This window comes from Rhizobium moroccans (assembly GCF_057559155.1).
Map to the genome: position 1 here is coordinate 256753 of NZ_JBHFJG010000001.1, position 19190 is coordinate 275942.

Annotated in this window: 14 protein-coding genes and 1 pseudogene; 13 read left to right on the plus strand and 2 right to left on the minus strand. The window is 61.4% G+C overall.

The features are described 5' to 3' along the window. The first annotated feature begins 12 nt into the window (after nucleotides 1–12). From sucD to lpdA, 5 genes are all read left to right on the plus strand, one after another. Nucleotides 13–918: a succinate--CoA ligase subunit alpha gene (gene sucD / locus ACE04I_RS01185; RefSeq protein ID WP_046796293.1), complete on the plus strand. Its 906-nt coding sequence runs from the start codon at nucleotides 13–15 to the stop codon at nucleotides 916–918. Between the two features lie 180 nt (nucleotides 919–1098). Then, the gene (locus ACE04I_RS01190) at nucleotides 1099–4095 is read left to right on the plus strand and encodes a 2-oxoglutarate dehydrogenase E1 component (protein WP_046796294.1); all 2997 of its coding nucleotides are present in this window, start codon (nucleotides 1099–1101) and stop codon (nucleotides 4093–4095) included. A 60-nt stretch (nucleotides 4096–4155) separates the two neighbouring features. Then, nucleotides 4156–5406, plus strand: a complete 1251-nt coding sequence (gene odhB, locus ACE04I_RS01195) for a 2-oxoglutarate dehydrogenase complex dihydrolipoyllysine-residue succinyltransferase (protein ID WP_046796295.1) — start codon at nucleotides 4156–4158, stop codon at nucleotides 5404–5406. Nucleotides 5407–5421: 15 nt separating this feature from the next. Continuing rightward, the gene (locus ACE04I_RS01200; protein WP_487206408.1) at nucleotides 5422–5835 is read left to right on the plus strand and encodes an MAPEG family protein; all 414 of its coding nucleotides are present in this window, start codon (nucleotides 5422–5424) and stop codon (nucleotides 5833–5835) included. 33 nt (nucleotides 5836–5868) lie between these two features. Further along, entirely contained in the window at nucleotides 5869–7275 is a 1407-nt protein-coding gene (lpdA, locus tag ACE04I_RS01205; RefSeq protein WP_487206409.1) for a dihydrolipoyl dehydrogenase, read from the plus strand. Between the two features lie 82 nt (nucleotides 7276–7357). Here the strand turns inward: lpdA and ACE04I_RS01210 are convergent, their stop codons facing one another. Next, the gene (locus ACE04I_RS01210; protein ID WP_046796298.1) at nucleotides 7358–8440 is read right to left on the minus strand and encodes a TraB/GumN family protein; all 1083 of its coding nucleotides are present in this window, start codon (nucleotides 8438–8440) and stop codon (nucleotides 7358–7360) included. 79 nt (nucleotides 8441–8519) lie between these two features. Then, nucleotides 8520–9455 carry a tyrosine recombinase XerC gene (locus ACE04I_RS01215; protein WP_046796299.1) on the minus strand — a complete coding sequence of 312 codons (936 nt, stop codon included), beginning with the start codon at nucleotides 9453–9455 and terminating at the stop codon, nucleotides 8520–8522. Between the two features lie 141 nt (nucleotides 9456–9596). On the opposite strand from ACE04I_RS01215, the gene ACE04I_RS01220 reads away from it, so the two are divergent. The 8 genes and pseudogenes from ACE04I_RS01220 (at nucleotide 9597) to atpD (ending at nucleotide 19153) form a co-directional block, all read left to right on the plus strand. Further along, the gene (locus tag ACE04I_RS01220) at nucleotides 9597–10508 is read left to right on the plus strand and encodes a GNAT family N-acetyltransferase (RefSeq protein WP_046796300.1); all 912 of its coding nucleotides are present in this window, start codon (nucleotides 9597–9599) and stop codon (nucleotides 10506–10508) included. A 42-nt stretch (nucleotides 10509–10550) separates the two neighbouring features. Continuing rightward, a pseudogene (locus ACE04I_RS01225) lies at nucleotides 10551–11682 on the plus strand (AAA family ATPase). Between the two features lie 57 nt (nucleotides 11683–11739). After that, nucleotides 11740–13962, plus strand: coding sequence for a primosomal protein N' (locus tag ACE04I_RS01230; RefSeq protein WP_487206410.1), 2223 nt, complete (start codon nucleotides 11740–11742; stop codon nucleotides 13960–13962). 66 nt (nucleotides 13963–14028) lie between these two features. Continuing rightward, nucleotides 14029–14412, plus strand: coding sequence for an AGROH133_08824 family phage infection protein (locus ACE04I_RS01235; RefSeq protein ID WP_487206411.1), 384 nt, complete (start codon nucleotides 14029–14031; stop codon nucleotides 14410–14412). 261 nt (nucleotides 14413–14673) lie between these two features. Continuing rightward, the gene (locus ACE04I_RS01240; RefSeq protein ID WP_487206412.1) at nucleotides 14674–15240 is read left to right on the plus strand and encodes a F0F1 ATP synthase subunit delta; all 567 of its coding nucleotides are present in this window, start codon (nucleotides 14674–14676) and stop codon (nucleotides 15238–15240) included. Next, nucleotides 15240–16769, plus strand: a complete 1530-nt coding sequence (atpA, locus tag ACE04I_RS01245; protein WP_046796304.1) for a F0F1 ATP synthase subunit alpha — start codon at nucleotides 15240–15242, stop codon at nucleotides 16767–16769. The genes ACE04I_RS01240 and atpA overlap by 1 nt, the downstream gene beginning before the upstream one ends. Before the next feature lie 42 nt (nucleotides 16770–16811). Next, complete coding sequence (locus ACE04I_RS01250) at nucleotides 16812–17690, plus strand: F0F1 ATP synthase subunit gamma (RefSeq protein WP_046796305.1); 879 nt, start codon at nucleotides 16812–16814, stop codon at nucleotides 17688–17690. A 23-nt stretch (nucleotides 17691–17713) separates the two neighbouring features. Beyond that, entirely contained in the window at nucleotides 17714–19153 is a 1440-nt protein-coding gene (gene atpD / locus ACE04I_RS01255; protein ID WP_046796306.1) for a F0F1 ATP synthase subunit beta, read from the plus strand. Nucleotides 19154–19190 lie beyond the last annotated feature (37 nt).

Consider the following 19190-nt stretch of genomic DNA (forward strand, 5'->3'; position numbering starts at 1 on the left):
GGACCGGAAAGAATGTCTATTCTCGTCAACAAAGACACCAAGGTTCTCGTTCAGGGCCTGACCGGCAAGACCGGCACCTTCCACACCGAACAGGCGCTCGCCTATTACGGCACCAAGATGGTCGGCGGTATTCATCCGAAGAAGGGTGGCGAAACGTGGTCGTCGGGCGTCGACGGCACCGTGCTGCCGATCTTTGCGACTGTCGCCGAAGCCAAGGAAAAGACCGGTGCCGATGCGACCGTGATCTACGTGCCGCCGGCAGGCGCCGCTGATGCGATCATCGAGGCGATTGAGGCCGAGATCCCCTTCATCACCTGCATCACCGAAGGTATTCCGGTGATGGATATGGTGCGCGTGAAGGCTCGCCTCGACCGCTCCAAGTCGCGGTTGCTCGGCCCGAACTGCCCGGGCATCCTGACGCCGGAAGAGTGCAAGATCGGCATCATGCCAGGCTCGATCTTCCGTAAGGGTTCGGTCGGTATCGTTTCCCGTTCGGGCACGCTGACCTACGAAGCCGTGTTCCAGACCTCCAACGAAGGCCTCGGCCAGACGACGGCCGTCGGCATCGGCGGCGACCCGGTCAAGGGCACCGAGTTCATCGATGTCCTCGAAATGTTCCTCGCCGACGAAGCCACCCAGTCGATCATCATGATCGGCGAGATTGGCGGCTCGGCTGAAGAAGACGCAGCGCAGTTCCTGATCGACGAAGCCAAGAAGGGCCGCAAGAAGCCGATGGCCGGCTTCATCGCAGGCCGCACGGCACCCAAGGGCCGCACGATGGGCCATGCTGGCGCCGTCGTTTCCGGCGGCAAGGGTGACGCGGAATCGAAGATCGCGGCCATGGAGTCGGCCGGCATCAAGGTGTCGCCGTCTCCGGCTCGCCTCGGCAAGACCCTGGTTGAAGTCCTCAAGGGCTGACGCCACATAGTTACAAGCTTCGGGCAGGCGAACTGGAACATGGTTTGCCTGCCCAGTTCAGCGTCAAGCGATGCGTGGCTGGTTGGATATCGGCCGTGTCGCAAGCAAATGAAAGCGGTGGCCGACGCTCTTCTTCGGCCTCATTACGTCAGGAGGCGGACGCGGCGTCCGCAAAGCATCATGGCACGGCAAGAAGCCAACGAGCAGTTCCTCATCACCTCTTTTCTCGACGGTGCGAACGCATCTTATATCGAGCAGCTCTATGCCCGCTACGAGGAAGATCCGAATTCGGTAGGCCCGGAATGGCAGTCCTTCTTCAAGGCGTTGGCCGATAACCCCGAAGATGTGAAGAAGGCAGCGACCGGGGCTTCCTGGCAGCGTAAGAACTGGCCGATCGCGGCCAATGGCGAGCTCGTCTCGGCGCTCGACGGCAATTGGCCAGTGGTCGAAAAGGCCATCGAAGGCAAGGTGAAGGCGAAGGCCGAAGCCACGGCTGCCGCGACCGGCAAGCCCGTCAGCGAAGCGGAAGTGCTGCAGGCGACGCGCGATAGCGTGCGCGCCATCATGATGATCCGCGCTTACCGTATGCGCGGCCACCTGCATGCCAAGCTCGATCCTCTCGGCCTTGCTGCGCCGGTCGAGGACTATAACGAATTGTCTCCGACGGCCTACGGCTTCACGGAAGCTGATTACGACCGCAAGATCTTCATCGACAACGTGCTCGGCCTTGAATACGCGACCGTGCGTGAGATGATCGATATCCTCGAGCGTACCTACTGCTCCACCGTTGGCGTCGAATTCATGCACATCTCCAATCCGGAGGAGAAGCAGTGGATTCAAGAGCGTATCGAAGGGCCGGACAAAGGCGTCGAATTCACGCCCGAGGGCAAGAAGGCCATCCTTTCCAAGCTCGTCGAAGCCGAGGGTTACGAGCAGTTTCTCGACGTCAGGTTCAAGGGCACCAAGCGCTTCGGCCTCGACGGCGGTGAATCTCTGATCCCGGCGCTCGAACAGATCATCAAGCGCGGCGGTCAGGACGGCCTCGAAGAAGTCGTTCTCGGCATGGCCCATCGTGGTCGTCTGAACGTGCTGACCAACGTCATGCATAAGCCCCACAGGGCTGTCTTCCACGAGTTCAAGGGCGGCTCCTTCAAGCCCGACGAAGTCGAAGGTTCCGGCGACGTGAAGTACCATCTGGGTGCTTCCTCCGACCGCGAATTCGACGGCAACAAGGTCCACCTGTCGCTGACGGCGAACCCGTCGCATCTCGAGATCGTTAATCCGGTCGTCATGGGCAAGGCACGCGCCAAGCAGGACATGCTGGCAAAGGCCTGGGAAGGCGACGTCATCCCGCTCAAGGAGCGCGCCAAGGTACTGCCGCTGCTGCTGCACGGCGATGCGGCGTTTGCCGGACAGGGCGTGGTCGCGGAAATCCTCGGTCTTTCCGGTCTGCGCGGGCATCGCGTCGCCGGCACCATGCACTTCATCATCAACAACCAGATCGGCTTTACCACCAATCCGGCCTTCTCGCGTTCGTCGCCCTATCCGTCCGACGTCGCAAAGATGATCGAGGCGCCGATCTTCCACGTCAACGGCGACGACCCGGAAGCTGTCGTCTTCGCCGCCAAGGTGGCAATCGAGTTCCGGATGAAGTTCCACAAGCCGGTCGTCATCGACATGTTCTGCTACCGCCGCTTCGGCCACAACGAGGGCGACGAGCCCGCGTTCACGCAGCCGAAGATGTATAAGGTCATCCGCGGCCACAAGACCGTGACGCAGCTCTATGCCGATCGCCTCATTGCCGAAGGCCTCATCACCGAAGGCGAATTCGAAAAGATGAAGGCCGATTGGCGCGCGCATCTCGAAGCCGAGTTCGAGGCTGGCCAGAGCTATAAGCCGAACAAGGCCGACTGGCTGGACGGACAGTGGTCGGGCCTGCGTTCCGCCGACAATGCCGACGAGCAGCGCCGTGGCAAGACGGCCGTACCGATGAAGCAGCTCAAGGAGATCGGCCGCAAGCTTTCCACCATCCCGGAAGGCTTCAACGCCCATCGCACCATCAAGCGCTTCATGGAAAACCGGGCGCAAATGGTCGAGACTGGCGAGGGCATCGATTGGGCGATGGCCGAGGCGCTCGCCTTCGGCTCGCTGGTCGTGGAAGGTACGAAGATCCGCCTCTCCGGCCAGGATTGCGAACGTGGTACATTCTCGCAGCGCCATTCCGTGCTCTACGATCAGGAAACCGAGGAGCGCTACATACCGCTCGCCAACATGGCGTCGACCCAGGCCCGTTACGAAGTCATCAACTCGATGCTTTCGGAAGAGGCCGTCCTCGGCTTCGAATACGGCTATTCGCTCGCGCGTCCCAATGCGTTGACGCTCTGGGAAGCCCAGTTCGGCGATTTCGCGAACGGCGCACAGGTCGTCTTCGATCAGTTCATCTCCTCTGGCGAACGCAAGTGGCTCAGAATGTCCGGTCTCGTTTGCCTGCTGCCGCATGGCTATGAAGGCCAGGGCCCGGAGCACTCTTCGGCCCGCCTGGAGCGCTGGCTGCAGATGTGCGCCGAAGACAATATGCAGGTTGCCAACTGCACGACGCCGGCCAACTACTTCCACATCCTGCGCCGGCAGGTGAAGCGCGATTTCCGCAAGCCGCTCATCCTGATGACGCCGAAGTCTCTCCTGCGCCACAAGCGGGCTACCTCCACGCTTACCGAAATGGCGGGCGAGTCCTCCTTCCACCGTCTCCTCTGGGACGATGCGGAGGTGATCAAGGACGGTCCGATCAAGCTGCAGAAGGATAGCAAGATCCGGCGTGTCGTGCTCTGCACGGGCAAGGTCTATTACGACCTTCTGGAAGAGCGCGAGAAGCGCGGCGTCGACGACGTCTACCTGCTACGCATCGAACAACTCTATCCGTTCCCGGCGAAGGCCCTCATCAACGAGCTTTCCCGCTTCCGGAACGCGGAGATGGTCTGGTGCCAGGAAGAGCCGAAGAACATGGGCGCCTGGGCTTTCATCGATCCTTACCTGGAGTGGGTACTGGCCCATATCGATGCAAAATATCAGCGGGTCCGCTACACCGGCCGTCCGGCTGCCGCCTCGCCGGCCACCGGCCTGATGTCCAAGCATCTGGCACAGCTCGAAGCATTCCTCGAAGACGCGCTCGGAGGCTGATTTTCAGCCTCCTCTCCCAACCATCGACACGAACGATATCTGAGAAAACGGAAACAGATCATGGCCACTGAAATCCGCGTCCCAACCCTTGGCGAGTCCGTGAGCGAGGCGACCGTCGGCACCTGGTTCAAGAAGGTGGGCGACACGGTCAAGGCCGATGAGCCGCTGGTCGAGCTCGAAACCGACAAGGTCACAGTCGAAGTTCCGGCACCTGCTTCCGGCGTGCTGACCGAAATCGTCGCACAGAACGGTGAAACCGTCGGTCTCGACGCCCTTCTCGGCCAGATCGCCGAAGGTGGCGCGGGTGCCGGTGCCGCTGCTCCGGCCAAGCCCGCCGAGCCTGCAAAGGCTGCCGAAGCTGCCCCCGCCAAGGCCGCGGAACCGGCTCCGGCTGCCGCACCCGCCGGCGCTTCCTCGATGCCGCCGGCACCGGCCGCCGCCAAGATGCTCGCGGAAAACAACCTGTCCGCTGAACAGGTGGATGGTTCCGGCAAGCGTGGCCAGGTTCTGAAGGGCGACGTGATCGCCGCCGTCGCCAAGGGCATTTCCGCTCCGGCTGCAGCGTCCGAGGCTCCGAAGGCTGCACGCAGCCCGTCGACCACGCAAGACGCCGCCCGCGAAGAGCGCGTGAAGATGACGCGTCTGCGCCAGACCATCGCGCGTCGCCTGAAGGATGCACAGAACACCGCCGCCATGCTCACCACCTATAACGAGGTGGACATGAAGGCGGTCATGGATCTGCGCAACAAGTACAAGGATATCTTCGAGAAGAAGCACGGCGTGAAGCTCGGCTTCATGGGCTTCTTCACCAAGGCGGTCACACATGCTCTGAAGGAACTGCCGGCGGTCAACGCCGAGATCGACGGCACGGATATCATCTACAAGAACTACTGCCATATCGGCGTCGCCGTCGGCACCGACAAGGGTCTTGTCGTTCCGGTCGTGCGCGATGCAGACCAGATGTCGATCGCCGAGATCGAGAAGGATATCGGCCGCCTGGGCAAACTTGCCCGTGATGGCCAATTGTCGATGGCCGACATGCAGGGCGGCACCTTCACCATCTCGAACGGTGGCGTCTACGGTTCGCTGATGTCCTCGCCGATCCTCAACGCGCCGCAGTCCGGCATCCTCGGCATGCACAAGATCCAGGAGCGTCCAGTTGCGATCGGTGGTCAGGTCGTGATCCGCCCGATGATGTATCTGGCGCTCTCCTATGACCATCGCATGGTGGATGGCAAGGAAGCGGTGACCTTCCTGGTCCGCGTCAAGGAAAGCTTGGAAGATCCGGAGCGTCTGGTCCTCGACCTCTAATCAAGGGAGAGCGGCATGGAGCTCGCTTCGGCAGACGCAACGTATCTTTTGACGCTGCTTGCCCTGAGCGTTTTCCTGTTGCTCTTCCACATCGGGCTGCAAGGAATGCTGGCGACTAAGGAACTTGGCCCGGCGTGGAACGCGGGGGCAAGGGACGAAGGCCGAGAGCCGAAAGGTGTTTTGGCCGGTCGCGCTGCCCGCGCATCCGGGAACTACCAGGAAACCTATCCTGCCTTCCTTGGCCTGCTGCTGGCGCTCACCTTTACCGGCGATACGTCGGGAACGGGCCTTGTCGGCGCCACGGTCTGGCTGGTAGCCCGGATCGTCTACATCCCGCTCTATCTCGCCGGAATACCCTATATTCGTTCGCTCGTGTGGCTCATCAGCATCGCCGGCTTGCTCATGATGATGTTTGCTTTGTTCGCTTGATGGCATTGGCGGTTCAATAAAAAGGACTCTGTAATGGCTTATGATCTCGTCGTAATCGGTAGCGGCCCCGGCGGTTATGTCTGCGCCATCAAGGCGGCCCAGCTCGGCCTCAAGGTCGCGGTGGTGGAGAAGCGCGCCACCTATGGCGGGACCTGCCTGAACGTCGGCTGCATTCCCTCCAAGGCGCTGTTGCACGCTTCGGAAATGTTCCATCATGCCGGCCACGGCATGGATGCCCTCGGCGTCGAGGTTGCCGCGCCTAAGCTCAACCTCGGCAAGATGATGGCGCACAAGGATGCGACCGTGAAGGCGAATGTGGACGGCGTCGGCTTTCTCTTCAAGAAGAATAAGATCGATGGCTTCATCGGCACCGGCAAGATCGTCGCTGCCGGCAAGGTTTCGGTGACCGGCGAGGACGGCAAGAGCCAGGAGATCGAAACCAAGAACATCGTGATCGCCACGGGCTCGGATGTCGCCGGCATTCCTGGCGTCAATGTCGAGTTCGATGAGAAGGTCATCGTCTCCTCCACGGGCGCCATCGCGCTTGAAAAGGTGCCGGAACATCTCGTTGTCGTCGGCGGCGGCGTCATCGGCATGGAACTGGGTTCGGTCTGGCAGCGCCTCGGCGCCAAGGTGACGGTCATCGAGTATCTCGACAAGCTGCTCGGCGGCATGGACGGCGAAGCGGCCAAGCAATTCCAGCGCATGATGGCCAAGCAAGGCATGGACATCCGCACCGAAGCCAAGGTTACGGGTGTCGAAAAGTCAGCCAAGGGCGCCAAGGTCACCTACGAGCCGGTCAAGGGCGGTGACGCGCAGTCCATCGAGGCCGATGTCGTACTGATTTCCACGGGCCGCAAGCCCTATACGGCTGGCCTCGGACTTGAAGAAGCCGGCGTGAAGGTCGACAATCGCAGCCGCGTCGAGATCGACGATCACTTCAAGACCAATGTCGATGGCATTTATGCGATCGGCGATGTGGTGCGCGGCCCGATGCTCGCTCACAAGGCGGAAGACGAAGGCGTCGCTCTTGCCGAAATCCTCGCTGGCCAGCATGGCCATGTGAACTACGATGTCATTCCGGGCGTCGTCTATACGCAGCCGGAAGTCGCCTCCGTCGGCAAGACGGAGGAGGAGCTGAAGGCCGCCGGCATTGCCTACAAGGTCGGCAAGTTCCCGTTCACGGCGAACGGCCGCGCCCGGGCGATGCTCGTGACCGATGGTTTCGTGAAGATCCTCGCCGACAAGGAGACGGACCGGGTTCTCGGCGGCCATATCGTAGGATTCGGCGCTGGCGAGATGATCCACGAGATCGCGGTGCTGATGGAGTTCGGCGGTTCCTCGGAAGATCTCGGCCGCACCTGCCATGCGCACCCGACTATGTCGGAAGCGGTCAAGGAAGCGGCGCTCGCCACCTTCTTCAAGCCGATCCACATGTAATCGTACCGGTTTCGGATCGGCATCAAACAAAAGGGCAGGAGATGATCCTGCCCTTTTTTCATGGTGGCGTATGATGCGGAGATCACTCCGCCCGCGTTACGGTGAAGCCCTGTTCGCGCAGCAGCTCGATCAGCCCCTGTTCACCAGGTAGGTGCAGCGCACCGACCGCGATGAAGGCGCCGCCTTCGGCTAGAATCGGCGCGGCACGTTCCGCCATGAGCTGGTTGCGTTTGACGACGACGAGTTCCTCGAACTCGCCATAACCTGACTGATCGTCGGTCCCGTCCGGTGCCACGGCCTTCAGGAGGGGCATGGTCAGGCCGATATCCTCGGAAAGATAAAGCTCGGTCATGGTCTCGAATACGTCTTCCATGCGCGACCCGAGCTTGATCGTCTCGACAAGCGATTTCAAGTGAAGGTCCATCGGGATGGCGGCCATGGTGGAGAGCTGTTCGGCAAGGGTCTCCAGCCCTTTCACCTGTTTGCCGGCGGCAATCGCATCTGTGGCGATCTTCTTGTCGAGAAAAGCGGCGTTCTGGGCCTTGCGGGCAAGCTCGCAGGGCGGCAGCGAAACGAAGGCCATCAGCATCCAGGGCTTCATCCGGGAAACGGCGGCAAGCGGAATGCCGCGTTGCTTGAGCCCCTTCTCGAGAAGCGCCACATCTTCCTTGGGCAAAAGCTTCTCGATCGAATTGCCATCCGTGAACATGGTGAGTTCGGGCTTGGAGAGCAGAGCGGCAGTGGCCTTCTTCTCGTCCAGGATCTCGTCGGATTCGATGACGATGGTGCTGGCTTCGGCTTGGGCTTCAGCTGCGCCGGGCGGCATCTTCAACACGCGCGGATCGGAGACATGCATGGTGCCGAGCAGGTAGGATGGTGCGAGTCCGGTCTTTTCTACCTTCCAGAAGAGACCCTTCCCATTCGGTACTCTGCTGCCTTCTGAAAGAATTTCCTCATAGAGTCCCGGCTTTTCGGCTTTCAAGTCACCAAGCAGGTTTTCACCGCCGCAAACGGGCGTTGCTGCATTCGCTTCAGACAACGAGCCGAGAACGAGCAAGAGAGAAGCAAACAGCAGGATATGCAGGGCGGCAAGCAGCCAGAGCATGGCATTCTGCGCGCGCCGGAAAAGCGCATCGACATTGAAGGCAAAGGCGGGAATCGTCATGGCATCCGTCCGGAACTGTCGCCGGCATGATAATCATGCCGGTTCCATATCCGCTTAACGTGGGTGGTTAAGAAATCGTTCACGCGCGCGGATGGGCGCGATCATAAACTTCCAGCAGGCGGGCGGTGTCGACGCCCGTATAGACCTGCGTCGTCGAAAGGCTTGCATGGCCCAAGAGCTCCTGGATGGTGCGCAGGTCTCCGCCGCCGGCGAGCAGATGGGTCGCGAAGGAATGCCGAAGCGCATGCGGTGTCGCGGTCTCGGGCAAGCCGAAGGCCGATCGCAGTTTCTGCATTTCCCGCTGGATGATCGCCGGCTGGAGTTTTCCCCCGCGCGCGCCGCGGAACAGAGGTTCGTCCGATGCCAGGGCATAAGGGCAGAGCTTCTTATAGGCTTCCAGCGCATCGAGCACGATCGGCAACAGCGGCACGATGCGCGTCTTGTTGCCCTTGCCGGTGATGCGTAGCGATGTTGCGCCCGGTGCGAGATCGGCAGGGCAGAGGCCCAGCGCTTCCGAGATACGCAAGCCACAGCCGTAAAGCAAGGTCATCACAGCCGTGTCCCGGGCAGCGATCCAGGGCTCCTCGTGCAATTGAGCATCGATCTCCATCAAGCCCAGTGCCTGGCGGTCCGTGAGCGGCTTCGGCAGGGATTTGGGCTGCTTCGGCGCACGGACGGCACCGGCCGCGGCGGCGTTCACGAGGCCCTTGCGCTCGAGATGGCGGAGGAAGGATCGCAAGCCCGCCAGATGTCGCCCGAGTGAGCGGGCGCCGGCGCCCTCCCGCCGCCGCATGGCGAGAAAGGCACGCAGGTCGGCTGGTCGCAGGGCGCGGATATCGCCGAGCTTCGGCGGACCGCCGAGATGGCCGGTAAGGAATGTGAGAAATTGCCGCGTATCGCGTTCATAGGCGTCGAGCGTGTGCCCGGACAACCGGCGCTCCTGCGCCAGGCTTTCCAGCCATTCGTGGCGCTTTTCGACGAGATCCGGCGCGGCGATGATCAAGAGCTCGTTCAATCCGGCACCTGTTGAATCACGGAGGCAGTGCCCCAGATTGCTGTCGACGGGGTTACGAATTCCTAAAAGGACAGGCAAGTATGTCATTGTTAGATCACAGACGACTGAGATATAGGGTGGGGCCTGTTTGCGGGAGTTTGCATGGCGCGCCGTGATTCCATGACCATGTTCGGGCAGTTCGCCGAAGCGATTGCCCTGGTTTCCCACGGTAGACCTGGCCACATCGTCGATACCTTGATCGCCGAAAGAGGTGAGCGAATCGTCAAGCATCCGCTCTGGCCGGTGATGCGACCCTTTCTTTATACATTGCTTCGTTATGGCCGCGCGATCGAGTTCGCCAACGATATCGCGAGCCTGCCCGGCTTCCAGTCCTTTCAATATATGAGCGACCTCCTCAAACTCGACGTGCGAGTGGAGAATAGCGAACGGATACCGGAGACCGGTGGCTTTATTCTCGTGAGCAATCATCCGACCGGGATCGCGGATGGGGTAGCGGTGTTCGACGTATTGAAGGCACGGCGGCCCGACATGATGGTTTTCGCCAATCGCGATGCCGTGCGCGTCAATCCGCGGTTTGCCGAGATGATCATTCCCGTCGAATGGCGCGAGGAATTCAAGAGCAAGCTGAAGGCACGGGAGACGCTGCTGCTCACCAACAAGTCCGTGGAAGACGGCAAGGTTATGGTGCTCTTTCCCTCCGGCCGCATCGCCTACTGGGCGGACGGAAAACTCAACGAGCGGCCGTGGAAGACCTCGGCCGTCGGACTTGCCCGCAAATACAACCTACCGATCCTGCCGGTGCACATGCGGGCGCGCAATTCCGGCCTCTTCTACTGGTTCGCCAAGTGGTCGACCGAATTGCGCGACATGACCGTCTTTTACGAGCTTCTGAACAAGAAGGGCAACCGCTTCGATTTCACGGTCGGACAGATGATCCAGCCAGATCAGTTGGACGGCGATATTACCGAAGTGACGAAGGCGCTCGAGTATCATACGGTCTTCGAGCTCGCCGCGGACGGCAATTCTCGTTTCGCCAGCCCGCCTCGGGATTGATGCGCATTCCGGCTTTGCCAGCGATCATGTAGAAGTAAGGACATGCAGCTTCGCTCCATGTCCGCCGCCAATTACCGCTCACTCCGCGCAATCCGCATGGATATCGCTGGCGTCAACCTGTTCATCGGCGAGAATGGCGTCGGCAAATCCAATCTCTACCGGGCGCTGCAGCTCGTGCAGGCTGCCGTGCGCGGAAATCTGGCCCATGAGATCGCCGCCGAAGGCGGCATGGCGTCTGCCCTCTGGTCCGGTCCGCGACGGGAGGAGAAGAATTTTCGCATCAAATTCGAAGTGGAGCTCATCGACGAGGAGCGGGCGATAATCTTTCGCTATCGTGTCGAGGCGGGGTTGCGTCCGCCGGCCGCGGCCGGCTTTGCCTTCGAGCCGCAGATCAAGATGGAAGAGCTGTCCATCGAGACCGGCACCCGGCCCGTGACGATGATGAAGAGGGCGGGGCCTGGCATCATGGTTCGCGGCGAACGCGGCCGTATGGAGGAATATCCGGAGCAGGCGCTGGCTTCCGAAACCGCGATCGCGCTTCTGGGCGATGCCGGGCATTATCCGGAGGTCGGTACCTTTCGCCGTGCGGTCGATGCCTGGAGGTTCTATCACGGCTTCCGCACCGATCGCGTTCGCCACTCAGGCAGCCGTGCCTTGCGGTCACCTCGCCGCTTCTGGATCAGGATGGCAGCAATCTCGCGGCGTGCTGGCGACCCTTACCCATATTCGCGAGGATACCGCCGATCTCGATGGGGCCATCGCTTCGGCCTTCAACGGAGCAAGGCTTTCGGTACCGCTGCCGGGTGAATATGCGGAATTCGGGCTTGTCTTTCCTGATTTTCCCAAGCGGGTTTTCCAGCCGCGCGAGCTTTCCGATGGACAGATCCGCTTTCTGGGTTTGGCGGCAGCCCTGATGTCCTATCGTCAGCCACCGTTGATCGCGCTCAATGAGCCGGAAGCAAGCCCGCATCCGGACATGCTGTCGCCGTTGGCCGATATGGTCGCTGGAGCGACGCGCAGCAGCCAGGTTTGGGTCGTTACCCATTCGGAACAGCTTGCAGAACAAGTGGAGGCTCGATGCGGCACACGCTCGCGCCGGGTAATCCGCCAGGATGGTGCAACGTGGATCGACGGCATGCGGCTTACCGGCATGATGGATGACGAGGCGGAATAGCCGCTACGCGCTCTTTATGGTTTTCTTTTATTTCTCATCGGGGCATGGTCCCGGCTGATGGACAAGGATTCTTCCGATCTCTTCGGCACGCTGTTCGAAGCGCCGGCGGTAAACCGCGTGGTGCCTGTCCTGGTGCCGCTGCCGGTGCCGGGCCCCTATAGCTATGCCGTGCCGGAAGGCGCTCATGTGGAGCCGGGATCGGTCGTGCAGGTGCCGGTCGGCCCCCGGCAATTGATCGGCGTGGTCTGGGATGGCGACAACGACGAGACGCTCGACCCCAAGAAGCTGCGGCCGATCACGCTGGTCTTCGATTGTCCGCCGCTTTCGAAGGAGATGCGCAGCTTCATCGAATGGGTGGCATCCTATACGCTTTCGCCTCCGGGCCTGGTGGCGCGCATGGCGATCCGGGCGCCGGCCGCCCTCGACCCTGAACCGATGGTGGAGGGGCTGCGCTATCTCGGCGGAGAGCCTGAGCGGATAACGCCCGCCCGCTCGAAAGTCCTCCAGCTTGCCGGCGACGAAGACGTGCCCTGGACCCGCAGCGGGCTCGCGCATGCGGCCGGCGTTTCCTTGAGCGTGATCGACGGTCTGACGGCTCAGGGCATTTTCGAAACGGTCTTCCTGCCGCCTCCGCCCGTAGTGGCGAGGCCCGATCCGGACTATGTGGAGCCGAGGATACAGGGGCCGCAGAAGGAAGCCGCAGTCGATATCGTCGAAGCGATCCGCGAGGGGGGCTTTTCTGCTTCACTTATCGATGGGGTCACGGGGTCTGGCAAGACAGAGGTTTATTTCGAAGCGATCGCCGAGACGCTGAAGCGCGGAAAGCAGGTGCTGATCCTCTTGCCGGAGATCGCGCTCACCTCAAGTTTCCTCGAACGCTTCCAGGACCGGTTCGGCGCAAAACCCGGCGAATGGCATTCCGATCTTTCCCCTCGCATGCGCGAAAAGGTGTGGCGCGGGATCGTGACGGGCGAGGTGCGCGTGGTGGCGGGTGCCCGTTCGGCACTCTTCCTGCCTTTCGAGGAGCTTGGCCTCATCATCGTCGACGAAGAGCACGATCCGGCCTACAAGCAGGAAGATCGCGTCTTCTATAATGCCCGCGACATGGCGGTCGTGCGCGCCCGGATCGGCGATTTCCCGATCGTGTTGGTTTCCGCCACGCCCTCCGTCGAAAGCCAGGTGAACGGGCTTTCGGGGCGCTACAATACCGTGCATCTGCCGACCCGTTTCGGCGATGCGGCGCTGCCCGACCTGCATGTCGTAGACATGCGCCGGCATCCGCCGGAAAGGGGAGGTTTTCTCTCACCGGTGCTGCTCCGGGCAATCAGCAAGACCATCGAACGCGGCGAACAGGCCTTGCTCTTTCTCAATCGTCGCGGCTATGCGCCCCTGACGCTCTGCCGCGTCTGTGGTCACCGCTTCCAATGTCCGCAATGCTCTAGCTGGCTTGTCGAGCATCGGTTCAAAAACCAGATCCAATGCCATCAGTGCGGCTATGCCGAACCGACACCCGAAGCCTGCCCGGAATGCGGCACGCTCGATCATCTGGTCGCTTGCGGACCGGGCGTGGAGCGGATTGCCGAGGAGGTGGAAAAACACTTTCCCGAGGCGCGTACGATCGTGATGTCTTCCGATCTTCTCGGCGGGGTCAAGCGCATGCGCCTGGAACTGGAGGCGATCGCCAGGGGCGACGCGGACATCGTCATCGGCACCCAGCTCGTCGCCAAGGGCCACAATTTCCCGCTGATGACGCTGGTGGGCATCGTCGATGCGGACCTTGGGCTTGCCAATGGCGATCCGCGCGCGGCCGAGCGGACCTTCCAGCTTCTTTCGCAGGTAACGGGGCGCGCCGGACGTACAGGCTTGAAAAGCCATGGCCTGCTGCAGACCTTCCAGCCGCAGCATCCGGTGATGCAGGCGATCGTCTCGGGGGATGCCGGAGCTTTCTACGAGCGGGAAATCGCCGAGCGGGAAAAGGCGATCCTGCCACCCTTCGGGCGCCTCGCTTCGCTCATCGTTTCGGCCGATACCAGGGCGGATGCGGAAAGCCATGCCCGCGGCTTGCGGGCGGCCGCGCCGCAGGTCTCCGGCATTTCGGTGCTCGGTCCCGCCGAGGCTCCGCTTGCGCTGGTGCGCGGCCGGCATCGTTTCCGGCTGCTGGTGCACGGCCGTCGGAATTCCGACATGCAGGCATACCTGCGGACAATGCTGGCGAACGGCCCCAAACAGAGAGGCTCGGTGCAGATCCAGGTCGACATCGATCCGCAAAGCTTTCTCTGACCGGGTTTTTGCGGCTTGCGGCGGTATGCGATAAAAACACCGCGATTCGATTGACTTGAGGACGGCATGGAATTCTATTTTCCCACCGAGCTGGGGGAACAGCTCGCGTTTACCGGGGCAGCGGCAACGGCGGTCATCGGCCTTTTCGTGCTGGTCTTTCCGGCAACGGTGCTTCGCCTTTCCGCCTTCCATATCGGGGGCATACGGCCGGAAGGCTACGCTTCCGTCCGTTCGATCGGCGCCCAGTATCTGGGTCTCGGCCTCCTGCCGATCCTGCTCGCGCAGGACTGGCTTTATATGGCGCTTGGAATTGCGCTTGCTTTCGCGGCAATGGGACGCTTGCTGGCTTGCATCCTGGATCGGGCTCTCACACCGCGGAATATTCTGATTTTACTACTTGAGGTTGTTCTTTCCGCCGGGCCGCTCGCCTATGTCTTCGGCTATCTGTAAGGCGTGCATTTTGACGTCTTGGTCGAAAAGCCGCCGATATTCCGCTGCTTGCGCCATAAAAATCGATTGAGCCCTTGCGCGGCAGGCTTTTTCCGTTATCACGCGTGTTGCGAGTCCCTACATCCTATGCTAGACGGACCGCGAAAGTCAGAAAGGGTAGGGCGGGCGCCCTGCAGGTTCTGGGGAATAATCAAACGATTTCAAGGCTTTGCCGGATCTCTCCCGTGAGGTTTGGCGCTTGGATGGCAATTCAGGGAAACTGTGCCCGTGGCTGACACGTCCCAGCTTATTTCCGGTGTGGCGGAGCGCTATGCTTCGTCGCTTTTCGAACTCGCTCTCGAAACCGGATCGATCGATGCGGTCGGAGCCGATCTCGATCGTTTTCAGGCGCTGATGGACGAAAGTGAAGACCTGCGTCGCCTGGTCGCAAGCCCGGTATTTTCCGCCGAGGATCAGCAGAAGGCTGTGGCCGCCATTGCCGAAAAGGCCGGGGTAAAGGGGCTTGTCGCCAATTTCCTGAAGGTCGTTGCCGGCAATCGCCGTCTGTTTGCGCTGCCCGGCATGATCCGCGCCTATCGCGTGATTGCCGCCGAGCATCGCGGTGAAGTTACCGCCGAAGTCACCTCGGCCCATGCGCTGACCGTGGCGCAGGAAAAAGAACTCAAGTCGGCGCTGAAGGGCGTCACTGGCAAGGATGTGGCGATCGCCGTCACGGTCGATCCGTCGCTCCTCGGCGGCCTGATCGTCAAGGTCGGCTCTCGCCAGATCGATACCTCCCTTCGCACCAAACTTTCCACCCTTAAGCTTGCACTGAAAGAGGTTGGCTGATGGATATCCGCGCCGCGGAAATTTCCGCAATTCTGAAGGATCAAATCAAGAATTTCGGCCAGGAGGCTGAAGTTTCCGAAGTCGGACAGGTTCTTTCCGTCGGCGACGGTATTGCCCGCGTCTACGGTCTGGACAATGTCCAGGCCGGTGAGATGGTCGAGTTCCCGGGCGGCATCCGCGGTATGGCGCTGAACCTTGAAACCGACAATGTCGGTGTGGTCATCTTCGGTTCCGACCGCGACATCAAGGAAGGCGATACCGTCAAGCGCACCGGCGCGATCGTCGACGTTCCGGTTGGTCCGGAACTGCTCGGCCGCGTCGTCGACGCGCTCGGCAATCCGATCGACGGCAAGGGTCCGATCAATGCGACCCGTCGCGCCCGCGTCGACGTCAAGGCTCCCGGCATCATTCCGCGCAAGTCGGTGCATGAGCCGATGTCGACCGGCCTCAAGGCCATCGACGCTCTCATCCCGGTCGGCCGCGGCCAGCGCGAACTCGTTATCGGCGACCGCCAGACCGGCAAGACCGCGATCATCCTCGATACGATCCTGAACCAGAAGGCCATCCACGATAACGGCCCGGACAACGACAAGCTGTTCTGCGTGTATGTTGCCATCGGCCAGAAGCGTTCGACGGTTGCCCAGTTCGTCAAGGTTCTCGAAGAGCGCGGCGCGCTGCAGTATTCGATCATCGTTGCTGCGACGGCTTCCGATCCGGCTCCGATGCAGTATCTCGCTCCGTTCGCCGGTTGCGCGATGGGCGAATATTTCCGCGACAACGGTCAGCATGCGCTGATCGGTTACGACGACCTTTCCAAGCAGGCTGTCGCCTACCGTCAGATGTCCCTGCTGCTGCGCCGCCCGCCGGGCCGCGAAGCCTATCCGGGCGACGTTTTCTACCTGCATTCCCGCCTGCTCGAGCGTGCTGCAAAGCTCAGCGACGAAAAGGGCGCCGGTTCGCTCACCGCTCTGCCGGTCATCGAAACCCAGGGTAACGACGTTTCCGCGTTCATCCCGACCAACGTGATCTCGATCACCGACGGGCAGATATTCCTTGAAACCGACCTGTTCTATCAGGGCATCCGCCCGGCCGTGAACGTCGGTCTGTCGGTTTCCCGCGTCGGTTCCGCAGCTCAGATCAAGGCGATGAAGCAGGTTGCCGGTTCGATCAAGGGCGAGCTCGCCCAGTATCGCGAAATGGCCGCCTTCGCCCAGTTCGGTTCGGATCTCGATGCCGCGACGCAGCGCCTGCTGAACCGCGGTGCGCGTCTCACCGAGCTCCTGAAGCAGCCGCAGTTCTCGCCGCTCAAGACGGAAGAACAGGTTGCGGTGATCTTCGCCGGCGTGAACGGTTATCTCGACAAGATCGCGGTCAACCAGGTCGGCAAGTTCGAGCAGGGTCTGCTCTCCTACCTCCGCTCCGAAGGCAAGGCTATTCTCGATGCGATCCGCACCGACAAGCAGCTGTCTGACGACACGAAGGCAAAGCTGAAGGCGGCGCTCGACAGCTACGCCAAGTCTTTCGCCTGAGAACGGATCAAGCCCAACTAACCCCCAGGGGACCGATAACGGATGCCTTCACTTAAGGATCTGAAAAACCGGATCGCCTCCGTCAAGGCGACGCAGAAGATCACCAAGGCGATGAAAATGGTCGCCGCGGCGAAGCTGCGCCGTGCGCAGGAAGCGGCCGAAGCTGCCCGTCCTTACGCGGAACGCATGAACAAGGTGCTGGCGGGCTTGAGTGCCGCAAATGCCGGGAACGCGGAGGCTCCGCGTCTTCTGGCGGGGACGGGCCGCGATCAGGTCCACCTCCTGGTGGTCGCCACCGGCGAGCGCGGGCTGGCCGGCGGCTTCAATTCCTCCATCATCCGCCTTGCCCGCGAACATGCGCTGAAGCTGCTTGCCGAAGGCAAGACCGTCAAGATCCTGACGGTCGGTCGCAAGGGCAATGACGTTCTGCGCCGGAGCTTCCGCGAGAACATCATCGATTATGTGACGTTCCGCGAGGTGAAGCAGCTCGGTTTCGCCCAGGCTGATGAAGTGGCCCACAAGGTCCTCGCGCTGTTCAATGCAGGCGAATTCGACGTGGCGACGCTGTTCTATGCGCGCTTCCAGTCGGTGATCTCGCAGGTTGCGACAGCTAGCCAAATCATTCCGGCCAAGTTCGAAGTCTCGGAAGCGGCGGATGCATCCGCGGCGCTCTATGAGTATGAGCCCGGAGAACAGGAAATCCTCGAGGACTTGCTGCCCAAGAACGTGGCCGTGCAGATCTTTCGCGCGATCCTGGAGAACAACGCTTCCTTCTATGGCGCGCAGATGAGCGCGATGGACAATGCCACGCGCAACGCCGGTGAGATGATCAACAAGCTGACGCTTTCCTATAACCGTCAGCGTCAGGCTCAGATCACCAAGGAACTCATTGAAATTATTTCGGGCGCGGAAGCGCTCTGAGCGAGAGAAAGAGGGTAAGAAACATGGCTAAAGCAGCTACCCTGAATAAGGCGGCGTCCGGCAAGGTGACGCAGGTCATCGGCGCTGTCGTCGACGTCGCATTCGAAGGCGACCTGCCGCCGATCCTGAACGCGCTCGAAACCGACAACAACGGCAATCGCCTCGTTCTCGAAGTCGCGCAGCACCTCGGTGAAAACTCCGTTCGCACGATCGCGATGGACTCGACCGAAGGTCTCGTTCGCGGCCAGCCGGTCAAGAACACCGGCGCTCCGATCTCCGTTCCGGTCGGCGAGCAGACGCTCGGCCGCATCATGAACGTCATCGGCGAACCGGTCGACGAAGCAGGTCCGCTTGACCGCACCAAGCTCCGATCGATCCACCAGGATGCTCCGGCCTATGTCGAGCAGTCTACGGAAGGCCAGATTCTGGTCACCGGCATCAAGGTCGTCGACCTGCTCGCGCCTTACGCAAAGGGCGGCAAGATCGGTCTCTTCGGCGGTGCCGGCGTCGGCAAGACCGTTCTGATCATGGAACTGATCAACAACGTTGCAAAGGCGCACGGTGGTTACTCCGTGTTCGCGGGCGTTGGTGAGCGTACCCGTGAAGGCAACGATCTTTACCACGAAATGATCGAATCGAACGTCAACAAGCATGGCGGTGGCGAAGGCTCCAAGGCTGCGCTGGTCTACGGCCAGATGAACGAACCGCCGGGCGCCCGCGCCCGCGTCGCTCTGACGGGTCTGACGATCGCTGAAGACTTCCGCGACAAGGGTCAGGACGTTCTGTTCTTCGTCGACAACATCTTCCGCTTCACCCAGGCGGGCTCGGAAGTTTCGGCTCTGCTCGGCCGTATTCCTTCGGCCGTGGGCTATCAGCCGACGCTTGCCACCGATATGGGTCAGATGCAGGAACGCATCACCACCACGACCAAGGGCTCGATCACCTCGGTTCAGGCCATTTACGTTCCGGCCGACGACTTGACCGATCCGGCTCCGGCAACATCGTTCGCCCACTTGGACGCAACGACGGTTCTGTCACGTTCGATCGCCGAAAAGGGCATCTATCCGGCCGTCGATCCGCTCGACTCCACATCGCGCATGCTCGACCCCATGGTGGTCGGGGAAGAGCACTACGACGTCGCCCGTAAGGTTCAGACGACGCTGCAGCGCTACAAGTCGCTGCAGGACATCATCGCCATCCTCGGCATGGACGAACTGTCCGAAGAGGACAAGATGACGGTTGCCCGCGCCCGCAAGATCGAGCGTTTCCTGTCGCAGCCGTTCTTCGTCGCCGAAGTCTTCACCGGTTCGCCGGGCAAGCTGGTGGCTCTCGAAGACACGATCAAGGGCTTCAAGGGCCTGGTCAACGGCGAGTACGACCACCTGCCGGAAGCTGCCTTCTATATGGTCGGCTCGATCGAAGAAGCCATCGAAAAGGCCAAGAAGCTGGCAGAGGCTGCCTAAAGCAATACGGAGCGGGGGGGGGGGGGGGGGGGGGGGG

What these genes read in the sequence shown, in the direction of transcription:
- sucD (WP_046796293.1), top strand. Translation starts at nt 13, where the DNA reads ATGTCTATTCTCGTCAACAAAGACACCAAGGTTCTCGTTCAGGGCCTG.
- ACE04I_RS01190 (WP_046796294.1), top strand. Translation starts at nt 1,099, where the DNA reads ATGGCACGGCAAGAAGCCAACGAGCAGTTCCTCATCACCTCTTTTCTC.
- odhB (WP_046796295.1), top strand. Translation starts at nt 4,156, where the DNA reads ATGGCCACTGAAATCCGCGTCCCAACCCTTGGCGAGTCCGTGAGCGAG.
- ACE04I_RS01200 (WP_487206408.1), top strand. Translation starts at nt 5,422, where the DNA reads ATGGAGCTCGCTTCGGCAGACGCAACGTATCTTTTGACGCTGCTTGCC.
- lpdA (WP_487206409.1), top strand. Translation starts at nt 5,869, where the DNA reads ATGGCTTATGATCTCGTCGTAATCGGTAGCGGCCCCGGCGGTTATGTC.
- ACE04I_RS01210 (WP_046796298.1), bottom strand. Translation starts at nt 8,440, where the DNA reads ATGACGATTCCCGCCTTTGCCTTCAATGTCGATGCGCTTTTCCGGCGC.
- ACE04I_RS01220 (WP_046796300.1), top strand. Translation starts at nt 9,597, where the DNA reads ATGGCGCGCCGTGATTCCATGACCATGTTCGGGCAGTTCGCCGAAGCG.
- ACE04I_RS01230 (WP_487206410.1), top strand. Translation starts at nt 11,740, where the DNA reads ATGGACAAGGATTCTTCCGATCTCTTCGGCACGCTGTTCGAAGCGCCG.
- ACE04I_RS01235 (WP_487206411.1), top strand. Translation starts at nt 14,029, where the DNA reads ATGGAATTCTATTTTCCCACCGAGCTGGGGGAACAGCTCGCGTTTACC.
- atpA (WP_046796304.1), top strand. Translation starts at nt 15,240, where the DNA reads ATGGATATCCGCGCCGCGGAAATTTCCGCAATTCTGAAGGATCAAATC.
- ACE04I_RS01250 (WP_046796305.1), top strand. Translation starts at nt 16,812, where the DNA reads ATGCCTTCACTTAAGGATCTGAAAAACCGGATCGCCTCCGTCAAGGCG.
- atpD (WP_046796306.1), top strand. Translation starts at nt 17,714, where the DNA reads ATGGCTAAAGCAGCTACCCTGAATAAGGCGGCGTCCGGCAAGGTGACG.